This window comes from Paenibacillus sp. YN15 (assembly GCF_003285005.1).
Lineage (GTDB): Bacteria > Bacillota > Bacilli > Paenibacillales > NBRC-103111 > Paenibacillus_AR.
The window spans coordinates 13,366-32,515 of sequence record NZ_QMFA01000058.1; the positions used below are offsets into that span (position 1 = coordinate 13,366).

Consider the following 19,150-nt stretch of genomic DNA (forward strand, 5'->3'; position numbering starts at 1 on the left):
GATTGTTTATAAAAGGAGGGCTCCCATGAAGCTGCATCCCCAATTCCTAAGGCTGCACGCCTATTACGGCGGCTCCGGCTCCAAAACGGAAACCACCCTGGATGAAATCGCCCGGGCCCTGGACTGCACCCACCGCCACGCCCTCAATGTGGTGACGGCCATGGAGCGGCTGGGCTGGATTGTCTGGTCCCCCAAACGGGGGCGGGGCAGCCGCTCCGGGCTGGAGTTTGCGGCGTCTGCGGAGCAAATCGCCGCCGAAGCGGTGATGGCCGCCTTAAGCGGCCGGGAGCTGGAGCAGGCGCTGAGGCAGGTCCGCGCGTATGCGCAATCCCCCCAGCTGGAGCAGGCGCTGCAAAGCCGGCTGCTGGGGTTTTTCGGGCATCACCGGGAAAGCGGGCCCAATACCCAAGTGGATACGCTGCGGCTTCCTCTCCGGCAAAAGCTGCACACCATTGATCCGCTGTATATGAATCTGACGGCGGAATCCTTTGTGGCCAGCCATGTTTTCGACGGTCTGGTGCGGCGGGACGGGCCCAGCGGGAGGATTGCGCCCTTGGCGGCCCACGCCTGGGAGGCGGATGAAAGCCGCACCCGCTGGGTGTTTTATCTGCGCAAGGGGATGCAGTTTCACAACGGGCAGCCCCTGACCTCCCGGGATGTGGTCTATTCCCTCCGGCGTTTGTCCGAAAGCGGGCGGCCTCTCCTCTACAGCTCCATCGTCAAAACCCTGCGCTCCATCGAAGCCTTGGGCCCCTTGGCGGTGGTCATGGAGCTGGCGGAGCCCAATGAGCTGTTTTTGCCGTTTTTGTGCACCAGCCGGGCCTCCATCCTGCCGGAGGAGCTGCACGGCGCCGACGAGCAGGCCTTTGGGCTGCAGCCTGTGGGCACAGGCCCGTTCCGGGTAGCGGAGCTGAATGAGCGCCACTGCATTCTGGAGGCCTTCCCGGCGTACCACCTGGGGAGAGCCCATCTGGACCGGGCGGAGATCATTCATGTGCCGTGGACCGTAGGGGATCATGCCGCACCCGAAGGGGACGGGTCCCCTTTCCATCTGATCCACAACCCGGGAGGGGCGGCGGAGGCCGGCTGGAGCCGGATGCATTCCCATGCCTCCATCCGCAAGTTTGTCACCTGCAACACCGGGACCGGCGGGCCGCTGCAGCATCTGCCGGCAAGGGCGGCGGTAATGGACGCCATCCGTGGCGGAGCGCCGAATGGAGCCGGGAGCGGGGAGCCCGGGGCCCATCCGGGGGAGCAGCCCGGGGCCCAGCCCCCAAAGGCTTGGCCGAGCCTCGCGGACAAGCCGCTCTTGATCGCCACCATCCCCCAATACCGGGAGGATGCCCAGCTTGTGGCGGAGCGGCTCTATGCCCGGGGCATTCCCAGCGGGCTTTTGCTCCTCGAGCCGGAGGTGTTCAAAGGACCGGCCAGGCTCCAGGCTGATCTGATCATCTTTTCCCTGATCCGGGATCAGGATGAGGAGCTGCGGCTGTTTGACCTGTACCAGACGGTAAGCGAGCATATGGAAGCTCCGGTAAAGAGCAGGGTCCGGAGCCTGCTGTCCGGGGTGCGGCATAAGGCCGGTCCGGTGGAACGCAACGCCTGTTTCCGGCAGCTGGAGGAGCTGCTTGCGGAGGAGCGGCTTTTGCAGGTTCTTTATGAAAAGCCGCTGGAAACCGCCTATCTTCCCTCTGTCCGCGGTCTGGCCTTCAACAGCCAGGGCTGGATCGATCTGCGGCAAATTTGGTTTCCGCCGGAGGCTCCTTGTCCGTAGAGGGGACAATCGCCGCCCTTCTCCTGTCCGCAGGCATCGCTCTCCTGGCAGGCTGCAATGACGGCTCTGCCGCGTCCCCCTCTATAGCCCCGGCCGGCGCTGCCGCTCCGGCTGCATCTGTCTCACCGCCTGCCGCTTCCGCACCGTCCGCTGCTTCGCCGGGTTCTACCGCCGCCGCAACCTCCCCGCCGGCCGCGGCTGCGCCCTCCGGGACACCGGCGGCGGATAAGCGGCAGCTCCTCCACGAGCTGCTGGAGCTGGCCAAGCAGGGCAAGGCGCCGGGTGTGGAATTCGCCGCCCACACCGGCCTGATCGAGGATGTGGAGAAGGCCTGGGGCGAGCCGGACAAGAAGGAATCCGCCGGAGCAGGCATCTATTCCACCTACAGCAAAAAGAATGCCGTCTTTGGCTTCAATAAGGGCAGCCTGATTTTCGACGTGCGCTCCAGCGCCCCCAATCTGCAGGAGCTTCGGCTTTCCGATATTGAGGCGGCATTGGGCAAGTCGCAGGACATCCGCAAAAACGGGGATGACATCATCTATGTCTATCCCGCCGGAAAGGACTTTGAGCTGAAATTCATCATCCCCGCTTCCACCGGGAAGGTGAGCCACATCTCGGTGTTTTCGCCGCAGGACTCCAAAAATAACATGGCCGGGTGATCGGCTATGAATCCGGTGAATGCCAGACGTACGGCAGCCAGTGAATGCACGGATGCGCAGCACCTTTTAGCTTCGCGGGGCTCTTGACGCCGGTGCTGTGCTGGCGGTTCTGGCTCCTGAACCCTCCCAATAGCTTCTAACGGCGGTGAGTGCCGCTATTTGACCGAAAATGCCTGTACAGAAAATCTAACGGCGGCCACGGACGTTATTTCCCTTCATCTGTGCCCGAAACTGGCCAAAAGGGTCAAATAGCGTCTGTCACCGCCGTTAGATTTTTTCCGGACGTGAATTCCCGGAAATAAGGGCTCCCACCACCGTTAGCCTGCTTCAGTCCCGCCTACACGCTTCGCCCCCCGGTAGGCTTTTTGTCAACTCCAGCCCCGCTGTCCCGTTCTTTCTCCCGCCAGCCGCTCCCTCCTCTAATCCCGGAACAGCTCATCCAGAATTTTCTTCGGATGCCGCAAAAAAGCCCGCGTCAGCGTATAGTGCTCCGTCTCCTCATAAGGCGTCCGCACGGGCCCGTCCTCTCCCAGCACCAGAATATCCGCCTCCGGATACCCCAGCAGAATGGGAGAATGGGTGGCGATAATAAACTGGGAGCCCTCCTGCGCCAGGTCCCGCATCCGGGCGATCATGGCCAGCTGGCGCATGGGCGAAAGAGCCGCCTCGGGCTCGTCCAGAATATACATGCCCTTGCCCCGGAACCGGTTCATGAGAAGCGACATGAAGCTCTCCCCGTGGGATTGGCGGTGCAGGGAGCCGCCATAGCTTTCCCACAGAGCCAGACGGTCCACCTCCGACGCCACGTTGTAGAAGCTTTCCGCCCGCAGGAAAAAGCCGTCCTCCGCCTTATACGCCCCTTTCCACAGGGTAAGAAAATCGCTCAGCGGGGAGTGGGTTTCATAGGTGGAAAAGTTGAAATTCCGGGAGCCGCCCTCAGGGTTGAAGCCGTAATTGACGGCGATGGCCTCCAGCAGGGTGGATTTTCCGCTGCCGTTTTCTCCCGCAAGAAAAGTGACCCGGCTGGTAAAGTCCAATTTGTCCAGCGTCCGGACTACCGGCAGACAGAAGGGATACGTCTCCCATTCCTCCACCCTCTCCCGCTTCAGCACAACGCTGCGGATGAACAAATCATATTGCGGCATGGCGCTTTGTTTCACATTTACCCTCCTCTTTTGGTATGCTTAGTCATGAATCCATTTTACCAGAAGGGGTGTTTGTCTTGAAAAATATCGGCCTGGCAAACGGAGCGCTTCACGCTTCGGAAATTTCCCTGGGATGTATGCGGATTGCAGAATTGGACGTAAATGAAGCCGGTGCGCTGATTCAAACGGCGCTTGCGGAGGGAATCAACTTTTTTGATCATGCGGATATTTACGGGAAGGGCCGGTCGGAGGAATTATTCGCGGAGGCGGCGGCCCGGGAGGGCATTGGCCGGGACAAGCTGCTCTTGCAGACCAAATGCGGCATCCGTCCCGGATTTTTCGATTTTTCCAAGGAGCATATTCTGGCTGCGGTGGAGGGTAGCCTGAAGCGGCTGCGCACCGATTACATCGATGTGCTGCTGCTGCACCGCCCGGATACTCTGGTGGAGCCGGAGGAGGTGGCGGAGGCCTTCGACCTGCTGCACCAAAGCGGCAAGGTGCGCCACTTCGGCGTCAGCAACCAGAACCCGATGCAGATCGAGCTTCTGGCCAAATATGTCAAGCAGCCCCTCATCGCCAACCAGTTGCAGCTGTCCATCACCAACACCGGCATGATCGACGCGGGCTTCAACGTCAATATGAAAATCGACCGCTCCATAGACCGGGATGGCAGCATTCTCGACTACTGCCGCCTGAAGGGCATCACCATCCAGCCCTGGTCCCCCTTCCAATACGGCTTTTTCGAGGGTGTGTTCCTGGATAACCCCAAGTTTCCGGAGCTGAATGCCAAAATCGACGAGCTGGCGGCGGCCAAGGGCGTGCCCAACACCGCCATCGCCATTGCCTGGCTGCTCCGCCACCCTGCCCGGATGCAGCCGATTGTGGGCACCACCAGCAAGGAGCGGCTGCGGGATATTTGCCGGGCGTCGGACATTGCCCTCACCCGCCCGGAATGGTACGAGATTTACCGGGCGGCAGGCAATACCCTGCCGTAACAAACAATAAGGCCGGTCTTGCGGGTCGCCGGGAGGACAATCCATCCTCCGGGGCGGGCCTGCAAGCCGGCCTTAACTATTCCAGCAGCGCCTGCTCCAGCACCGCCCGGTGGCGCAGCATCCAGGCTGCGGCACGGGTACGCCAGGCGATGCCCCACAGCGGGCCATGACTCTCCGGCCCCGCACCAAGCTCCACCGCCTCCTCCGCCGCTTCAGTGACCGCCACCTGAATGATCAGGTCAAGAAGCAGCCCGCGCTGCTCCACAGGGACGCCATAAGCATCCGCCAGAATCCGCAGCTGCCGGGCCCGCGCAGCCAGGTCGGGCAGTCCGGCCAGAGCGGCTACATCATCGTCATGGAGCTGCGGAAACAGCCAGCATACCCGGGCCAGCTCCGCCATCGGGTCCACCGGACCGGCATATTCCCAGTCAATGAGACCTACTGGCAGGCCGTCGCAAGTCACCACATTCCAAGGCGCCACATCCCCATGCCCGAACACCCGATTGGCCCCGCCGCCCAGCTCCCGGAGAAACCACGGCTGCCATCTGGCCTCCGCCGGAGGCTGAAAATCCGCAGCGGCATTATGCAGGCTGCGGAGCATCCGCCCGATCCGGTACAGCCCTTCATCGCTCCACGGGCCGGGATGGACAAATTCCCCCTCCACATAACTCAGGGTCTCACGCCCGTCGGCTGCATAGCCGGTCCCAAGCACCTTCGGGGCAAAAGTGAATCCCTTCTGCTCCAAATGCCTCAGCAGCCCATGGACACTGGAGGTCCAGGGCGCCGCGGGACGCAGGACCATTCCGTCCTTGGCATGAACCGACTTGGCGGCGGAGAGCAGCGTCTCCCCGCCGACATCGGCAATACGAAACTCTTCCATCGTTAACATCCTTCCCTGCGCTTAAACGCCAAAAATTCCCTGCATCCGTTATGGCCGCTATCCTCACCATAGGCCAGCTTCACAGGGAATAACAGGGAAAATATAGATGTAGCGATTTTATCCGGCCGCGCCTGAATGATTGCTCCAGCCCGCCAGAAAAGCCTCCAGCTCCTCCGGGGGAAGGGGACGGCTGAAGTAATAGCCCTGGATTCTGTCGCAGCCCTGCTCCGCAAGCCGGTCCAGCTGATCCCGGGTTTCCACCCCTTCCGCCACCACAGACAGGTTCATGCGGCGGCTGATGCGGATAATTTCCTCCACCAGCGACGCCTGGGGATGGTCCGTGGACAGAAGGTCGATGAAGGACTTGTCGATTTTCAGCGTGGAGATAGGCAAATGGGTCAAATAGCTTAAGGAGGAATACCCCGTCCCGAAATCATCCAGGGCAATTCCCACCTGCCTGTCCTTCAAGGCGGACAGCTTGGGCAGCACATGGTCATACGACTCCAGCAGCACCGTTTCCGTCAGCTCCAGCTCCAGATCCCGGGGAGACAGCCCGGTGGAGGCCAGCGTATCCAGCACCAGCTCATAAAAATCCGTTTGCAGCAGCTGGGGCGTGGAAATGTTTACCGACAGGGTCAGATCGCAGAAGCCTTTTTCACGAAGCCCCTTCAAACACCGGCAGGCCTCCTCCAAAATCCAGGCTCCCAGCGGAATAATAAACCGGGTATCCTCGGCCACCTTGATGAACCGCATGGGGGAAACCTGGCCCAGCTCAGGGCTGTCCCAGCGCACCAGCGCCTCCAAGCCCGTCACCCGGTTCCCCGCCGGGTCCACCTGGGGCTGGTAGACCAGATGGAATTCCTTATTTTCCATGGCCGCATAAAGCCGGTTTTCGATCTGCATCCGCTCCGCGAAGGAATCGGTCAGCCAGGACTCAAACACGACACAAGTGCTCTTGCCCCCGCTCTTGGCCTGGTACATGGCGATATCCGCGTACTTCACCAGTTCCTGGATATCCTTGCCGTGCTCGGGATACAGGCTCATTCCCATGCTCATGCTGATGCGCAGCAAGCTCCCGTCAATATCCACCGTTTCCTTGAAGGCGGAGAGAATCTCCGCGGCGGCGGCATCCGCCTCTTCCCGGGATAAAGCAAGCAGCACAATAAATTCATCCCCGCCAAACCGGTAAATGCCGCCCCTCTCCCCGACAATCTCCTCCAGGCGCCGTCCGGTCCGGTGAATCAGCTGGTCGCCGAAGGCATGGCCCAGGGTGTCATTGATATATTTGAAATTATCGATATCCACAAACAGCAGGGCAGCCCGGGATTCCGCTTCCAGCAGTCCCTTGCCGGCCAGTTCGAACAGCGCCAGCCGGTTGGGCAAGCCTGTCAACGGATCGTGGTATGCCAGATGCTGCAGCTTCTCCTCGCTCTCCGCCAGCTTCCGCTGGTTCTCGATGAGCTGGCTGTATTGCAGCCGGAGCTCATCCTCGGTGGCGATAATCTCCTCGTAAGCCGCCTCCAGCCGCTCATGGCTGCCCACCGCATCCTTGTAGGACAGCTCCAGAAAAGCCTCTTTCCGCTTGATCTCCGCAAGCATCCGGAAGATCAGGCCGAAGATCAGCACGGCTGTGGTAAATACAAAGAACCAGCCCTTGATCATATTGATTTGGACAATCCACTGTTCATCGGAAACGATGGCAGCCACCGCCCGGTCCGTAAACAGAATCCACAGGCTGCCCAAAACCAGGTAGATCAGGGCAATCCTGCCCGCCCCCCGCAGGGGACTGAACTCCTGCTTGGAGAGGGGAGCCAAGGGCAGCTCGCCGCTTCCTTTTTTGTCCTTGATGTCCGGCTGATAATCGCTCTTTTGTATCCGCAGCATGGACTCCCTCCACATTTGACGTGCAAATGACTGCATTCTCCCTAATATTCTACAAAAATTTTCAAATTCCTCTATTTGTTATGCGTTTTTTTGGAAATGTAGAGGAATATAGGGAGCAGTCTATATGGGGTCCGTTTCCATGCTTACCGCACCAATAGCAGGTACAGAAAAATGACCGCGATGGACACAGTAGACAAAACTGAAACCAGCTTAAAAAAGCTTTCCATGGTGAGCTTCAACGAAAGCACCTCGTTAACATATTATAATTGCAATAAATCATACATTAAATGTAAAAACCACATTTAAAATACAACGAGACATCCCGTTTTGTACGGAATGCCTCTCAAGTATTCACTCACCATAACATAGAGGTTTGCCGCTGTCAATCTGATTCCTACACCTTGTACGCCTTCATGGCCTTGCTCAGTTCCTTCAGGGTGGGGCGTTTGCCGTACATCAGCACCCCGGTGCGGTAAATCTTGGCCGACAGCCAGCCCAGGCCGAAGATGGTGCCGCAGAGGATCAACAGGGACAGCGCCACCTCCCACCAGGCCGGGTCCGTCAGGCCGATCCGCATAAACATCAGGAACGGCGAGAAAAACGGGATGAAGGACGACACCACCACATAGGTGGCATTGGGCGTGGTCAGGCCGAAGATGGCCAGATAGAAGCCCGCCAGGGAAAACAGCGTCAGCGGCATCACCGCCTGCCCCAGCTCCTCCGTCCGGCTGACAATGGAGCCGACGGCCGCATACAGCGTGGAGTAGAGGAAGTAGCCCAGGAGATAGAAGATGACCGCAAAGACGATCAAGAGCGGATCAATGTCTCCCAAGTCAATGTTCAGGTTCTTCAGCGTGTCGATGTTATGGGGCAGGGTCAGGTTGATCAGCGCCACCGCCGCGATGAGCAGAATCTGGCTTAAGCCCACCACCAGCATACCCACGATCTTTCCGAACATCTGCTTCAGGGGCGAAACGCTGGTGATCAGCACCTCCATCACCCGGGAGCTTTTCTCCGCAGTGATTTCCGTGGCGATCAGCTGGCCGGTGATCATAACGCCCATAAACAGCACGATCACCAGAATATAAACCATACCGGTGGCAATTTGCACCTCCTGGGCGGTTTTGCCCTCTTGGCCCACAGAGCCTGCGCCGCCGTCCGTGGTGGAAATCTGCACATTGTCAATGGCCACCGGAGTCATCAGCTTCTGCAGGGTTTCCGCAGGCAGTCCCTTGGCCACCTCCTGGTTCTTCACATATTCCAGCCCCGAACGAAGCTTGTTGGTAAAGCCGAAATCAATGGTTGCTTTGGACTTGTAGGTTACCTTGGGGAAGGACGAAGCGCCATTGGCCGCCCCCAGCTCCAGATAACCCTTGATCTCCCCGGAGGAAATCCGCTCCTTCATGGCCGCATCATTGGCCGCCGCGGAGCCCTGGTCGGGATACTGGCGGAGGATCACCTCCGGCTTCTCCTGGGTTTCATAATATTCACCCAGACGCGTTGCCAGGTCACCCGCCACCATGCCGATTTCCGTCGGCTTATCCGATTGGAACTTGGAGATGATGTAGGGCAGGTTGGAGCCGACAATCACCAGCAGCGCCAGAATCGCAGAGGTGACCAGAAAGGACTTGGAACGGAATTTATTGCGGATGGTAAACCCCATTACCGTGAGAAAACCGTTATTCATGTCCGTCTCCTCCTACTGTTTTGATAAAAATTTCATTCAGGGTAGGTTCCTTCACCTCAAAGTGATGCACATCCGTTTGGCCCAGGGCCATGGTAATGATCTCCCGGGCGGCCTCCGGCCGGTTCACCCGCAGCTCGTAGCCGTTTTCGTGGCGGGTTACGGCTGTGACCCCGGGGATGGAGTCCAGTCCCTCTACTTGACCGGTGGTGGAAAGCAGCACCTTCTCCTTAGGGAAGCGATTCTTGATGTCCCGGAGATTGCCTTTCAACACCGTCTTGGACTTGTGCAAAATGGTAATGTTGCGGCACAGCTCCTCCACATGCTCCATCCGGTGGGTGGAGAACAGAATGCTGACGCCGCTGTCCCGCAGCTCCTTCACCGTATCCTTCAACAGCTCCACATTCACCGGGTCCAGACCGCTGAAGGCCTCGTCCAGAATAATCAGCTGCGGCTCATGAATCACCGCGGCAATAAACTGGATCTTCTGCTGGTTGCCCTTGGACAGCTCCTCCACCCGCTTGCCGTAATACTCCGGCACGCCGAAGCGCTCCAGCCAACGCTTCAGATTGGCGTCCGCCTGCTTCTTGCCCATCCCCTTCAATTGGGCCAAATACACCAGCTGCTCGCTGATCTTGACCTTCGGGTACAGTCCCCGCTCCTCCGGCAGATATCCCAGCATCCGGGTAATCTCGCCGCTGTAAGGCTTTCCGTTATAGCGGATGGAGCCGCCATCGGGGTAGATCAGTCCCAGCACCATCCGCATGGTGGTGGTTTTGCCGGCGCCGTTGGCGCCCAGGAGACCGTAGATTTCCCCCTGCTCCACCTGGAGGTTGATGCCGTCCACTGCCGTTTTGTCGCCGTACTGCTTGCTTACGCTTGACACATCCAGCACACTCATGGGCTTATTCTCCTCTCTTAACTTCCTTGCCTTTATTACGTACCACATGCCAAAAAAGTTCATCCCATTCCAACGGACGCTCTTCGGTGACGGTAAGGCCAAGCTTTTCCAAGGCGGCGCGGGTCTCTTGGGGAGACCGGGAAACCAGTCTGGCCGCCGTTCCCTGCTCCGCGGCAGCCACTCCGGGAAGGGCTTCCGCAGCCGGCGGAAGCTCGCTGACCCACAACGTCCGCCAGCTTTCGGCCAGCGCATCCTTCTCGAAGGGGCCGTGGACCTTGCCGTTATCCAGAAACAGCAGATAATCCCCCAACCTGCGGATTTCCTCCACAATATGGGTAGCCATAAGGATGGTTCTGTCTCCGGCGGACATGAAGGCGGCCAGATCCTCCAGCATCATTTTCCAGGCAAAGGGGTCAAGCCCCGCCGACGGCTCATCCAGCACCAAAACCCGGGGAGCCTGGGCCATGGCGATCACGAAGGCAGCCAGCCTTCTCGTGCCCTTGGACGCCTTCTTCATAGGCTTCCCTTCATCAAGCCCGTAGCGGGCCGCAAGCCGCCTGTAGCAGTCATCATCCCACGCCGGATAAAAAGGGTGAACGGCGTCCCTCCATTCCCGCAGGCTCCAGCCTTCGTCGGGAGTATCCAACTCATCGGGCATATACGCCACATTGCGGCGGATATCCCGCAAGAGCTGCACCTGCCCGGCGGAAGAGGGCGGCCCCGCCGAACGCTCCGGGAACCATTCCAGTGTTCCCTGCTCCGGCCTGACCATGGCGGTCAACATGCGGAACAGGGTGCTTTTGCCGGAGCCGTTGCGCCCCATAATGACATAGACGTATCCCTGCTCCAGAGCGATATTCACCGGCCCCAGCCGGAAGCTGCCATACGCTTTGGCCAGCCCCTCCGTTTTCAGTACCGTTTGCTCACTCACGGGTATCCTCTCCCTTCCCTTGGGCCGACGCCTCCAGCTCCAGCCGGTCAATAGCCTCATCCAGCAGCCGGTGCATATCCGTTCGTCCGCAATCGTAGCGGAGGGCGGTTTCCACCGCCTCCCGGAACACCCGGGCCACTGTTTCCAGCCGATTCCGCTCCCGGTCCTCCATCCGCACCTGGGCCACGAAGGTCCCTGTGCCCTGGCGGGTCCGGATTAACCCCTCATTCTCCAAATCCTGATAAACCCGCCGTATGGTAATCACGCTGCAGGACAGATCCAGCGCCAGCTCCCGGATGGAGGGAAGCGGCGCGCCTTCCGCCAGCCTCCCCCCCAGAATCAGCCCCCGCAGCTGCACCTCAATCTGGTGGTACATGGGTTCGGGGCTGGACGGGGATATCTGTATAGGAAGCAGCATAGCCATTCCTCCCGACTAAAATAAATCCCTGACGGCCAGCCTTCTGACGGTGGCCCGGGCCACCAGAAGGGCAATTGCCGCTCCGGCCGCTACTCCGGCCAGCGACGGCCATATTCCGCAGCGGCGGACCAGACTCAGGCTGCCGCCCACCAAATGAAGGCCGCCCAGATTAAGGGCGATGACGGCTGCCAACATCACCCCCATAACCACCGCATTCAACAGCAGGTAGGCTTTGCCGGAAACCCCCAGCTCCAAATAAAGAAATCCCGCCCCGCCTGCCAGAGACATTCCCAGCCACAGCACAGCCGCTTGGATAAATTCCGTCCCAGTAGCCAATTGCTCCATTCTCACCGGAAGATACAGGGCGGCGAAATAACACAGCGCCATAGGCAGAAGGCTGATTAGAAACACCAGATACCGGGCCGCCACAATCTCCCTGTCGGTCACCGGCAGCTTGCGGTAAAAGGCCAGCTTCCTGGAAAAGGCGTCTGTCCGGTAAAAGCTGAAGTAATCCCGGGTAAAGGTAAAGCCCAGGCAGCATGTCATGGAAACCGCCACCAGATCGGCCATGCTTTCATAAATCATCCGTGCGGCCCATTGGCTCCGGTCGGGATCATCAAGCTCCAGAAACATCATTCCGGTGACGCCTCCCATAAATGCAAAGAAGATTCCGGTAAACAAGGCGGGCAGCAGTATCTTCCGCATCTCTTGCTTCACCAGCGCTCCCACAACATTCATGGCCTTCATCTCCTCCAGTGTTATTCTGTATATATCTATATACACAGTATACACGATCCTCTAGGAGAAGCAACCCTCTTTTCCTTTTTTCTCCTTTCTGGCTATTATCCCCTTCGGTCAGGAATATCTCCCTCCCTTCCACCCCCAAACACATATGAAATTATAAATAACACCTGTTTTTGCAAAAATACCCTGATTTTTAAACAAAATTGTCTGTTTTTTTGAATGCGTGATTTTAAAAATTATCTATACTAGGGTTGTACATCAAGGGCATCCATATATTCCCACACCCCTGAAGAAAGGAGGCTCCTTCTCTTGCCACTGCGTTTTGCATAAAGGGCATTTTTTGAAACCGCTTACCAAATCGATTAAAAGGAGGAATATTGATGTTATTGGCCAAATCCAAACGGTTGACTCTTCGCAAGATAAGCTGTTTAATGCTTGCCGCCGCCTTGCTGGTTCCCTTGGGATTAAGCCCTGCTCCCCAGCCGGTGTCCGCCGCAAGCGCCCGGCAGATGGAAAAGCTGAACCGGGGTGTGGTGGCCGTCAAAACAAGCAGCGGTGTTTTTGTCAGCTGGCGTCTTCTGGGGACGGAAGCACTCAGCACGGGCTTTAATGTCTACCGCAACGGCGTCAAGCTGAACTCCAGTCCGATTACCAACAGCACCAACTACCAGGATTCCGGCGGCACCGCCTCCTCCACCTACTATGTGAAGGCGGTGGTCAACGGCACCGAGCAGGCCGCTTCCCCCACGGCAGCAGTATGGGCCAACAACTATCTGGACATTCCGCTGCAAAAACCGGCAGGCGGCACCACTCCCGACGGTGTGGCCTACACCTACAGCGCCAATGATGCCAGTGTAGGCGATCTGGACGGAGACGGGGATTATGAAATTATCCTCAAATGGGACCCCTCCAACTCCAAGGATAATTCCCAATCCGGCTACACGGGGAATGTGTATCTGGATGCTTATAAAATGAACGGCACCCGGCTGTGGCGCATTGACCTGGGCCGGAATATCCGGGCCGGAGCCCACTACACCCAGTTTCTGGTTTATGATTTCGACGGGGACGGCAAGGCGGAGGTGGTCTGCAAAACCGCGGACGGCACCAAGGACGGCACCGGCGCCGTCATCGGCAGCTCCACGGCGGATTACCGCAATTCCAGCGGCTATATTTTAAGCGGTCCGGAATTTCTGACCGTTTTCTCCGGCACCAACGGCAAGGCCCTGACCACGGTGGATTACCTGCCCGCCCGGGGCAATGTCTCCGATTGGGGCGACAACTACGGCAACCGGGTGGACCGCTTCCTGGCCTGCGTGGCCTATCTGGACGGCGTCCGGCCCAGCATTGTCATGGCCCGGGGCTACTACACCCGGACTGTGGTGGTGGCCTACGACTGGCGGAACAATACGCTGACCCGCAAGTGGACCTTCGACAGCAACAGCTCCACCAATCCCGGAACTGCCGGGCAGGGCAATCATAACCTCAGCGTCGGCGATGTGGACGGGGACGGCAAGGATGAAATTGTATACGGCGCATTGGCCATCGATGACAACGGCGCCAAGCTGTACAACACGGCCATGGGCCATGGGGACGCCATGCATATGGGCGACCTGAACCCGGACCGGGCCGGCCTGGAGGTGTTCAAGGTCAATGAAAGCACCTCCGCCGCCTACGGCGCGTATATGTTCGACGCCAAAACCGGCGCCATTCTATGGGGCGTCAATACGGGAGCGGATACGGGGCGCGGCATGTCCGCAGACATCGATCCCACCTACCGGGGCGAGGAGGTTTGGGCCTCCAGCGGAGTGGGCCTGCGCTCCGCCACCGGCACGCTGATCAGCTCCACCACTCCCTCCTCCATTAATTTCGGCATCTGGTGGGATGGGGATCTGCTCCGGGAGCTGCTGGACCACAGCTCCAATGTGGGCAAAATCGACAAGTGGAACTACACCGCCAAAACCACCGCCAACCTGCTGACTGCCACCGGCACCAGCTCCAACAACGGCACCAAGGGCAATCCCTCTCTGCAAGCCGATCTCATCGGCGACTGGAGAGAGGAAGCCGTCTGGCGGACTGCGGACAGCAGCGCCCTGCGGGTGTATACCACCACTGCGGTGACCGCCAACAAAATTTATACGCTGATGCATGATCCCATTTACCGGTTGGGCATCGCCTGGCAGAATGTAGCCTACAACCAGCCGCCTCATACCGGCTTCTATCTGGGCGACGGCATGGGCGCCGTAACCCAACCGAACATTTATACCGCACCTTAACCAGGGAAAGCCTGGATAGTTCAATTAAAATGAAATCCGCCTCTTTTTTTCTCCTCCGTGCCATACTATGCTTATTGGGCAAGGGAAAGGAGAATGCGCATGAATGAAGACGGGACGATCCGCAATGACAGCATCGTCATCAAACAATATATTACCCCCACGCAGTTTGCGGAGATTAACCGGCTGGAGGCGGTTTGCCGCAACCATGACGGGACCAATCTGAAGCTGGAGACCGAATACCGGCTGAACAGACCCAAGTCTGCCGCCCCCGAAATTACGGAGCTGAATGAATTTCTCTATTACGCGGACGGGGAGCTGGCGGCCTATCTGGGCATAGCCAGCTTCGGCGGCGGCAATGCGGCGGAGCTGAACGGCATGACCCATCCGGATTTCCGCAGGAAGGGGATTTTTTCCAGGCTGTACGGACTGGCCCTGGCGGAGTGCAGGAAACGGGGCTTTGATAAGATTCTGCTTCTGTCCGACGGAAAATCCGGGTCCGGTCAAGGCTTTATCCGCTCGGTGTCCGGGACTTACGATTTCTCCGAATACCGCATGAGGTTGCAGCCGGTTGGGCCGGTGGAGCGGTCAGGGCTGGTATCGCTGCGGAAGGCAGGCAATGGGGATGTGCCGGAGCTGGAGAAGCTGGATACGGCCATCTTCGGCGGAATCGGGGAGGAGCGGGTTCTTCCCGAGGAAGAGGAGCTGCGGGGAGAGGTCACCTATCTGGTGAACCGCGGGGAGACGGCCATCGGCCGGATCAAGATCACGTACAGCGATTCCGCGGCCTTCATCAGCGGCTTCGGCATTGTGCCGGAATGCCGGGGCCGGGGCTTCGGCAAGGCAGCGCTCCGGGAAGCGCTGCAGCTGATCCGGGAGCAGAATATTCCCCAGGCCGAGCTGGATGTGGAATGCAAAAACAGCAACGCCCTTCACCTTTACACCTCCTGCGGGTTTCAGGACGTATCGGTGATGGATTATTACCAGGCGCCGGAAAAACAAGCTCCCCGCAAGTGACGAGTTGGCTCCGAGACAATTCGGTTCCCTTCGGGGGAGCCCCCGGATGAATGCACGCAACAAAACAGGCGGCAGCGGAAGCTTATGCTCCGTTGGCCGCCTGTTTTGTTGGGCTTACCCGAAGATTGCGTCGATGACGGGTTTGGTAGCTCCGCCGGGGTACAGCAGGTACAGGAGCACATAGACCATGATGCCGGTGGGCGCGGTGCAAAGCCACAAAACGGCAGTCAGCCTGCCCACCCTCCGGTGCCGGGCGAAGTCCTTTTTGTACGCCTGGTACAAGGTTACCAGTCCGAAGGCGCCGGCTACCGTCGCCAGCACAATATGGAACAGCAGGAATACAAAGTAGGCGTCCCTCACCCAAACCGGCGCTTCCTCGGAAAACGAGGTATTCCCCACAAATACCGTCCGCCCTACATATAGAAGAAAAAACAGGAGAGCCGTAACGGCGCCCCAGAGCATCAGCTTCTGATGCCGTTCCCGGCGCCCCTTGACGATGGCATGCCAGCCAAAACCTACAAACGTGGCGCTAATGGCAATCAACAGCGTACATATTGTCGGCAGCACAGTTCCCATATCCGTATGATCCCCGTCCGTTTCGTGAAAAGTAGAGCGGCGTTTCGCCTGCCCATCTTTTGTCTACGATACCATTTCATGAGCCTGCGCGCCAGCCTCTTTAGATCCACACCCAATAGATTGCCGCGCCGATGGCCGCCAAGGTGATGACGCCGCCGAAGATCAGACTCAGAATGGAATAAAGCCCGCCGCCGTTTTTCAGCCGCATCCAGTCGATCAATTGAATGACCAGTTGGATCACCGCCATCAGCATGAGGAAGGGAACCAGCAGGTCCGCCGGCATCTCCCCGTATATGGCCGCCCCGAAGGCCAGCAGGGTGAGCAGCACCGATGCCGCAAAGGCGAACAGGTGAATCCGGCTGACGGATTCCCGGCGGCGAACGGCCGGATGAACGGACACAAGAGGAAGCTCCGCTTCCCTGGCCGGCGCCGCTTCCCGCTCCACCGCCTGCTCCCCCGCCGCCGCGGCAGCTGCAGCCTGGGCAGGGACAGCAGAGCCTGCCGCTTCCACTCTGTGATTATACTCCCAGCTCATGGCGATCCCCCTTTTCCTCCAACATAGGCGTGCTCCCGCAACAGACCGTTTTATGTCTCACTGTTTCCCAAAACGAACTCCGACCTGGCTATACAAATGAAAAAAAGACCGCATTCTTTCCTTTTTTCGGCATGCCGGAAAATCGGGAGCTTCTGCGCCCAAGGACTCCAACTGAAGGCCGAAGCGGCGCAAACCGGCTCCAAAACGCGGTTTGTTGGAAGGCGTCCTGCCGTTTTTTTCGCCAGCTTTTTCATTGCGCAGCCGGAGGAAACATTTATTTTCATTAAATTTGTCGATAAAGGTGAAAAATTCGATCATTTTATCCGAATAATGAATTGTTCCAACGTTTATAGTTGTGGTAATATCCTTCATGAATCACTATAAAATTGTTACAGATTTTTGTCAATGCAGGAAAACCCATTGGATTCTTGCATCCTTCTTTTCCCAGGAGAGGTGGTTCTGCAAAACGAACAGTTATGGTATACTATAAGCAACTTGATAACAGCATGAGGAGGCATCAGTTATGATCGGGAAACGCATCCAGAAGCTTCGTCTGGAAAGGGGATTATCCTTGTCGGACTTAGCCGACCGGGCAGGCGTTGCAAAATCGTATCTCAGCACCATCGAACGGGATATCCAAAAAAACCCCTCCATCTCTTTTATCGAGAAGATCGCTTCAGTGCTGGGGGTGGCGCCTCAGGACCTGCTGCAGCTTGATGATGAGGAGCCGCTGGATGCGGAATGGCTGGAGATTCTCCGGGAAGCCCGCCGAAACGGCGTCACCAAGGAACAGCTTGAGGAATTCCTTGCCTTTACACAGTGGAAGATGGATAAACAAAAAAGCGCCAGCGCCTTGTAAGCGTCCGGAGCTGCATCCGATCCTCCTATTTTATAAGCGGGAGTTGAAGAACCATGAAAATGCTCACAGTGGTGTTGGTGTTTATTGTGATTGCGATGGTTGCCGGCAAAAGAACGAACAGCAGGAACCGGCATTATCCGGGCGGCGGGGACGCCTCCGGCTTCTATCATGGGGGAAGCTCCTATGACGGGGATCACCGCCATGGGCATGTTCCGGACAGCGGAGGAGCCGGCCCGGAGAGCAGCGATTCAGGCGGCCATTGGGGAGGCAGCGACGGCTGCGGCGACTCTGGCGGCGGGTCCGACGCAGGCGGAGGAGATTGCGGAGGAGGAGGCGGGGATTAACCTGCTTCCTCCTCTTTTTTTGGGTTATTTGCTCTTAATAAGCAGGTCAACGGCATCCTTGACCGCTTTGTTGGCTTTGCTCCCCGCTTTTTCCTCCAGCAGGGTCTTCTCCAGATTGGTGGCCACTACATAGGCCACTGTTTTATCCACGGCGCTGCGGACCGCCACCAGCTGGCTGACCACATCCTTGCAGGATTCCCCCTCCTCCATCATTTTCAGCACACCCCGAACCTGGCCTTCAATCCGCTTCAGCCGCTTCTTCACATCATCATCAAATTTCATCCCGGCATCCTCCCATTCTCTAGAATCAGACGTTATACCTGTATAGGTATATTATGGGTGCGGAAGGCCAAGGATGCAACCCCATTGACTCTGCCGCGGATGCCGGTGGGAGCGGCTGGGTTCTCGGGAAGCCTGCGGGAAGGGGGCCAAGCCCCGGAGCAGACAGGCTCGCGTGAAGGGCTGGAGCGTGCAGGCTCACGTGAAGCAGCCAAGCCCCGGAGCGAACGGGCTCGCGGGAAGGGCTGGAGCGTAGGCTCATGTGAAGCAGCCCAGCCTCGGAGCGAACGGGCTCGCAACGAGCTCACGGATGCAGCCCACCCCCGGAGCGGACTCAGGTTCCGTTATTTTGTAAAAAAGCGGCTTTTTTTCGGCTAGGCGGACACAGGATTCGTTAAACGCGGGAAAATGGCGGGCTGAGAGGCACCTAGGAACAATTAACGGATCGTGAGTCCGTGAAATCCGCAAAAGTGCGCTATAGCGGCAAATAACGGATCGTGAGTCCGCAAGCGCCTGCCCTGGCTCACCCCCGCCGACGCCTGCCCTGCCCCGCTCCCCGCCGACAAGAACCACTCACCAGCCCCAGCTGGACTAGATAAACAGCTGCATATCCGAATCCAGGGCATCCCGCAGATACGTCTTGGCATCGATAATCTCCACCTCCGGCAGAAGCTCCTCCGGCTTGAAGCCCATGACCTCCACGGACAGGCGGCAGGCATAAAACTTGATGTTCTTCTTCCGGGCCCCCTTCAGAAAGTGGATCAGCTGCGGCGCCTCATCATCTTTAAGCATCTCCTCCAGCATGTGCTTGCCCAGACCGGCATAGTTCATTCTGGACAGGGGCAGCTGATCCGGTCCCCGGGGAGTCATCATGGCAAACATTTTTTCGTACAGCGTCTTGTCCTCCAGACTCATCCGCTCCGGGTCCCGCACCAGAAACAGCCCCCAGAAGGCGAAAAACATGGTCACATCCACTTCGATTTCCTTGGCCGCATTGGCCAAAATCAGTCCCGCCATTGCCTTGTCGTATTCGCCGCTGAACATCAGCAGATTCATTTTTTTGTCCATATCCGATCCCGTCTCCTTTGGCTTTCGTATGCCGCTATTGTTCCCTCCCCCCATGCCAATTTATGTATATCCGCAAAAAATGGGCGGCCTGCCTGCATTCCCGGAGCCTATCCAACACTGAGAAAAACCGTCAGGGAACATCGCCCTGACGGTCCTTTTTTACGTTGGGAGAATATCGGAAATTCTG

20 protein-coding genes are annotated in these 19,150 nt (G+C 58.2%); 7 read left to right on the plus strand and 13 right to left on the minus strand.

Going from position 1 to position 19,150, the window contains the following annotated elements:
- Positions 1-25: 25 nt before the first annotated feature.
- Both DQG13_RS28295 and DQG13_RS28300 read left to right on the plus strand, forming a co-directional pair.
- Positions 26-1,774 carry an ABC transporter substrate-binding protein gene (locus DQG13_RS28295; protein WP_113023550.1) on the plus strand — a complete coding sequence of 583 codons (1,749 nt, stop codon included), beginning with the start codon at positions 26-28 and terminating at the stop codon, positions 1,772-1,774.
- Complete coding sequence (locus DQG13_RS28300) at positions 1,765-2,433, plus strand: YjgB family protein (RefSeq protein WP_258525910.1); 669 nt, start codon at positions 1,765-1,767, stop codon at positions 2,431-2,433. The genes DQG13_RS28295 and DQG13_RS28300 overlap by 10 nt, the downstream gene beginning before the upstream one ends.
- Positions 2,434-2,852: 419 nt before the next feature.
- Here DQG13_RS28300 and DQG13_RS28305 read toward each other — a convergent pair whose 3' ends face one another.
- On the minus strand, positions 2,853-3,578 hold the full coding sequence (locus DQG13_RS28305; RefSeq protein ID WP_113023568.1) for an AAA family ATPase: 726 nt from the start codon (positions 3,576-3,578) through the stop codon (positions 2,853-2,855).
- Between the two features lie 35 nt (positions 3,579-3,613).
- On the opposite strand from DQG13_RS28305, the gene DQG13_RS28310 reads away from it, so the two are divergent.
- Positions 3,614-4,573 (plus strand): aldo/keto reductase, encoded by a 960-nt coding sequence (locus DQG13_RS28310; RefSeq protein ID WP_220094459.1) that lies wholly within the window; start codon positions 3,614-3,616, stop codon positions 4,571-4,573.
- Positions 4,574-4,649: 76 nt separating this feature from the next.
- On the opposite strand, the gene DQG13_RS28315 is transcribed toward DQG13_RS28310, so the two are convergent.
- The 7 genes from DQG13_RS28315 to DQG13_RS28345 all read right to left on the minus strand — a co-directional run bounded on the left by DQG13_RS28315 (position 4,650) and on the right by DQG13_RS28345 (position 12,009).
- Positions 4,650-5,453: an aminoglycoside phosphotransferase family protein gene (locus DQG13_RS28315; RefSeq protein ID WP_113023552.1), complete on the minus strand. Its 804-nt coding sequence runs from the start codon at positions 5,451-5,453 to the stop codon at positions 4,650-4,652.
- Between the two features lie 117 nt (positions 5,454-5,570).
- Complete coding sequence (locus DQG13_RS28320) at positions 5,571-7,337, minus strand: putative bifunctional diguanylate cyclase/phosphodiesterase (protein WP_181593049.1); 1,767 nt, start codon at positions 7,335-7,337, stop codon at positions 5,571-5,573.
- A 394-nt stretch (positions 7,338-7,731) separates the two neighbouring features.
- The gene (locus DQG13_RS28325; RefSeq protein ID WP_113023554.1) at positions 7,732-9,024 is read right to left on the minus strand and encodes an ABC transporter permease; all 1,293 of its coding nucleotides are present in this window, start codon (positions 9,022-9,024) and stop codon (positions 7,732-7,734) included.
- Complete coding sequence (locus DQG13_RS28330; RefSeq protein WP_113023555.1) at positions 9,017-9,922, minus strand: ABC transporter ATP-binding protein; 906 nt, start codon at positions 9,920-9,922, stop codon at positions 9,017-9,019. Before DQG13_RS28330 ends, DQG13_RS28325 begins: the two co-directional genes overlap by 8 nt.
- Positions 9,923-9,926: 4 nt before the next feature.
- Complete coding sequence (locus DQG13_RS28335; RefSeq protein ID WP_181593050.1) at positions 9,927-10,853, minus strand: ATP-binding cassette domain-containing protein; 927 nt, start codon at positions 10,851-10,853, stop codon at positions 9,927-9,929.
- Positions 10,846-11,271 carry a GntR family transcriptional regulator gene (locus DQG13_RS28340; RefSeq protein ID WP_113023557.1) on the minus strand — a complete coding sequence of 142 codons (426 nt, stop codon included), beginning with the start codon at positions 11,269-11,271 and terminating at the stop codon, positions 10,846-10,848. The genes DQG13_RS28335 and DQG13_RS28340 overlap by 8 nt, the downstream gene beginning before the upstream one ends.
- Before the next feature lie 15 nt (positions 11,272-11,286).
- Complete coding sequence (locus tag DQG13_RS28345) at positions 11,287-12,009, minus strand: ABC-2 transporter permease (RefSeq protein ID WP_181593051.1); 723 nt, start codon at positions 12,007-12,009, stop codon at positions 11,287-11,289.
- A 386-nt stretch (positions 12,010-12,395) separates the two neighbouring features.
- Here DQG13_RS28345 and DQG13_RS28350 point away from each other — a divergent pair, with 386 nt between their 5' ends.
- Both DQG13_RS28350 and DQG13_RS28355 read left to right on the plus strand, forming a co-directional pair.
- Entirely contained in the window at positions 12,396-14,288 is a 1,893-nt protein-coding gene (locus DQG13_RS28350; protein ID WP_483874475.1) for a rhamnogalacturonan lyase, read from the plus strand.
- A gap of 99 nt (positions 14,289-14,387) precedes the next feature.
- Positions 14,388-15,302: a GNAT family N-acetyltransferase gene (locus tag DQG13_RS28355; protein WP_113023559.1), complete on the plus strand. Its 915-nt coding sequence runs from the start codon at positions 14,388-14,390 to the stop codon at positions 15,300-15,302.
- Between the two features lie 114 nt (positions 15,303-15,416).
- On the opposite strand, the gene DQG13_RS28360 is transcribed toward DQG13_RS28355, so the two are convergent.
- From DQG13_RS28360 to DQG13_RS28370, 3 genes are all read right to left on the minus strand, one after another.
- Complete coding sequence (locus DQG13_RS28360) at positions 15,417-15,878, minus strand: DUF420 domain-containing protein (RefSeq protein ID WP_113023560.1); 462 nt, start codon at positions 15,876-15,878, stop codon at positions 15,417-15,419.
- 100 nt (positions 15,879-15,978) lie between these two features.
- Entirely contained in the window at positions 15,979-16,413 is a 435-nt protein-coding gene (locus DQG13_RS28365) for a cytochrome C oxidase subunit IV family protein (protein WP_113023561.1), read from the minus strand.
- A gap of 57 nt (positions 16,414-16,470) precedes the next feature.
- Positions 16,471-16,731, minus strand: coding sequence for a hypothetical protein (locus DQG13_RS28370; protein WP_220094460.1), 261 nt, complete (start codon positions 16,729-16,731; stop codon positions 16,471-16,473).
- A 205-nt stretch (positions 16,732-16,936) separates the two neighbouring features.
- Between DQG13_RS28370 and DQG13_RS28375 the strand changes: the two genes are divergently transcribed.
- Entirely contained in the window at positions 16,937-17,272 is a 336-nt protein-coding gene (locus DQG13_RS28375; protein ID WP_113023563.1) for a helix-turn-helix domain-containing protein, read from the plus strand.
- Between the two features lie 53 nt (positions 17,273-17,325).
- Entirely contained in the window at positions 17,326-17,616 is a 291-nt protein-coding gene (locus DQG13_RS31060) for a hypothetical protein (RefSeq protein ID WP_181593052.1), read from the plus strand.
- 24 nt (positions 17,617-17,640) lie between these two features.
- Here the strand turns inward: DQG13_RS31060 and DQG13_RS28385 are convergent, their stop codons facing one another.
- Together DQG13_RS28385 and DQG13_RS28395 are read right to left on the minus strand one after the other, a co-directional pair.
- Positions 17,641-17,898 carry a metal-sensing transcriptional repressor gene (locus DQG13_RS28385; protein ID WP_113023564.1) on the minus strand — a complete coding sequence of 86 codons (258 nt, stop codon included), beginning with the start codon at positions 17,896-17,898 and terminating at the stop codon, positions 17,641-17,643.
- A 588-nt stretch (positions 17,899-18,486) separates the two neighbouring features.
- A complete protein-coding gene (locus tag DQG13_RS28395) occupies positions 18,487-18,963 on the minus strand; it encodes a DsrE/DsrF/DrsH-like family protein (RefSeq protein WP_113023566.1) in 477 nt (158 codons plus the stop codon).
- Between the last annotated feature and the right edge of the window lie 187 nt (positions 18,964-19,150).

Excerpts from the sequence above, each read along its gene's own strand:
- DQG13_RS28355 (WP_113023559.1), top strand. The coding sequence starts at position 14,388 with ATGAATGAAGACGGGACGATCCGCAATGACAGCATCGTCATCAAACAA.
- DQG13_RS28375 (WP_113023563.1), top strand. The coding sequence starts at position 16,937 with ATGATCGGGAAACGCATCCAGAAGCTTCGTCTGGAAAGGGGATTATCC.
- DQG13_RS28315 (WP_113023552.1), bottom strand. The coding sequence starts at position 5,453 with ATGGAAGAGTTTCGTATTGCCGATGTCGGCGGGGAGACGCTGCTCTCC.
- DQG13_RS28330 (WP_113023555.1), bottom strand. The coding sequence starts at position 9,922 with ATGAGTGTGCTGGATGTGTCAAGCGTAAGCAAGCAGTACGGCGACAAA.
- DQG13_RS28295 (WP_113023550.1), top strand. The coding sequence starts at position 26 with ATGAAGCTGCATCCCCAATTCCTAAGGCTGCACGCCTATTACGGCGGC.
- DQG13_RS28370 (WP_220094460.1), bottom strand. The coding sequence starts at position 16,731 with ATGATCGAATTTTTCACCTTTATCGACAAATTTAATGAAAATAAATGT.
- DQG13_RS28310 (WP_220094459.1), top strand. The coding sequence starts at position 3,614 with ATGCTTAGTCATGAATCCATTTTACCAGAAGGGGTGTTTGTCTTGAAA.
- DQG13_RS28360 (WP_113023560.1), bottom strand. The coding sequence starts at position 15,878 with ATGGGAACTGTGCTGCCGACAATATGTACGCTGTTGATTGCCATTAGC.
- DQG13_RS28395 (WP_113023566.1), bottom strand. The coding sequence starts at position 18,963 with ATGGACAAAAAAATGAATCTGCTGATGTTCAGCGGCGAATACGACAAG.
- DQG13_RS28325 (WP_113023554.1), bottom strand. The coding sequence starts at position 9,024 with ATGAATAACGGTTTTCTCACGGTAATGGGGTTTACCATCCGCAATAAA.
- DQG13_RS28365 (WP_113023561.1), bottom strand. The coding sequence starts at position 16,413 with ATGAGCTGGGAGTATAATCACAGAGTGGAAGCGGCAGGCTCTGCTGTC.
- DQG13_RS28345 (WP_181593051.1), bottom strand. The coding sequence starts at position 12,009 with ATGAATGTTGTGGGAGCGCTGGTGAAGCAAGAGATGCGGAAGATACTG.
- DQG13_RS28320 (WP_181593049.1), bottom strand. The coding sequence starts at position 7,337 with ATGCTGCGGATACAAAAGAGCGATTATCAGCCGGACATCAAGGACAAA.
- DQG13_RS28340 (WP_113023557.1), bottom strand. The coding sequence starts at position 11,271 with ATGCTGCTTCCTATACAGATATCCCCGTCCAGCCCCGAACCCATGTAC.
- DQG13_RS28305 (WP_113023568.1), bottom strand. The coding sequence starts at position 3,578 with ATGCCGCAATATGATTTGTTCATCCGCAGCGTTGTGCTGAAGCGGGAG.
- DQG13_RS31060 (WP_181593052.1), top strand. The coding sequence starts at position 17,326 with ATGAAAATGCTCACAGTGGTGTTGGTGTTTATTGTGATTGCGATGGTT.
- DQG13_RS28385 (WP_113023564.1), bottom strand. The coding sequence starts at position 17,898 with ATGAAATTTGATGATGATGTGAAGAAGCGGCTGAAGCGGATTGAAGGC.
- DQG13_RS28350 (WP_483874475.1), top strand. The coding sequence starts at position 12,396 with ATGTTATTGGCCAAATCCAAACGGTTGACTCTTCGCAAGATAAGCTGT.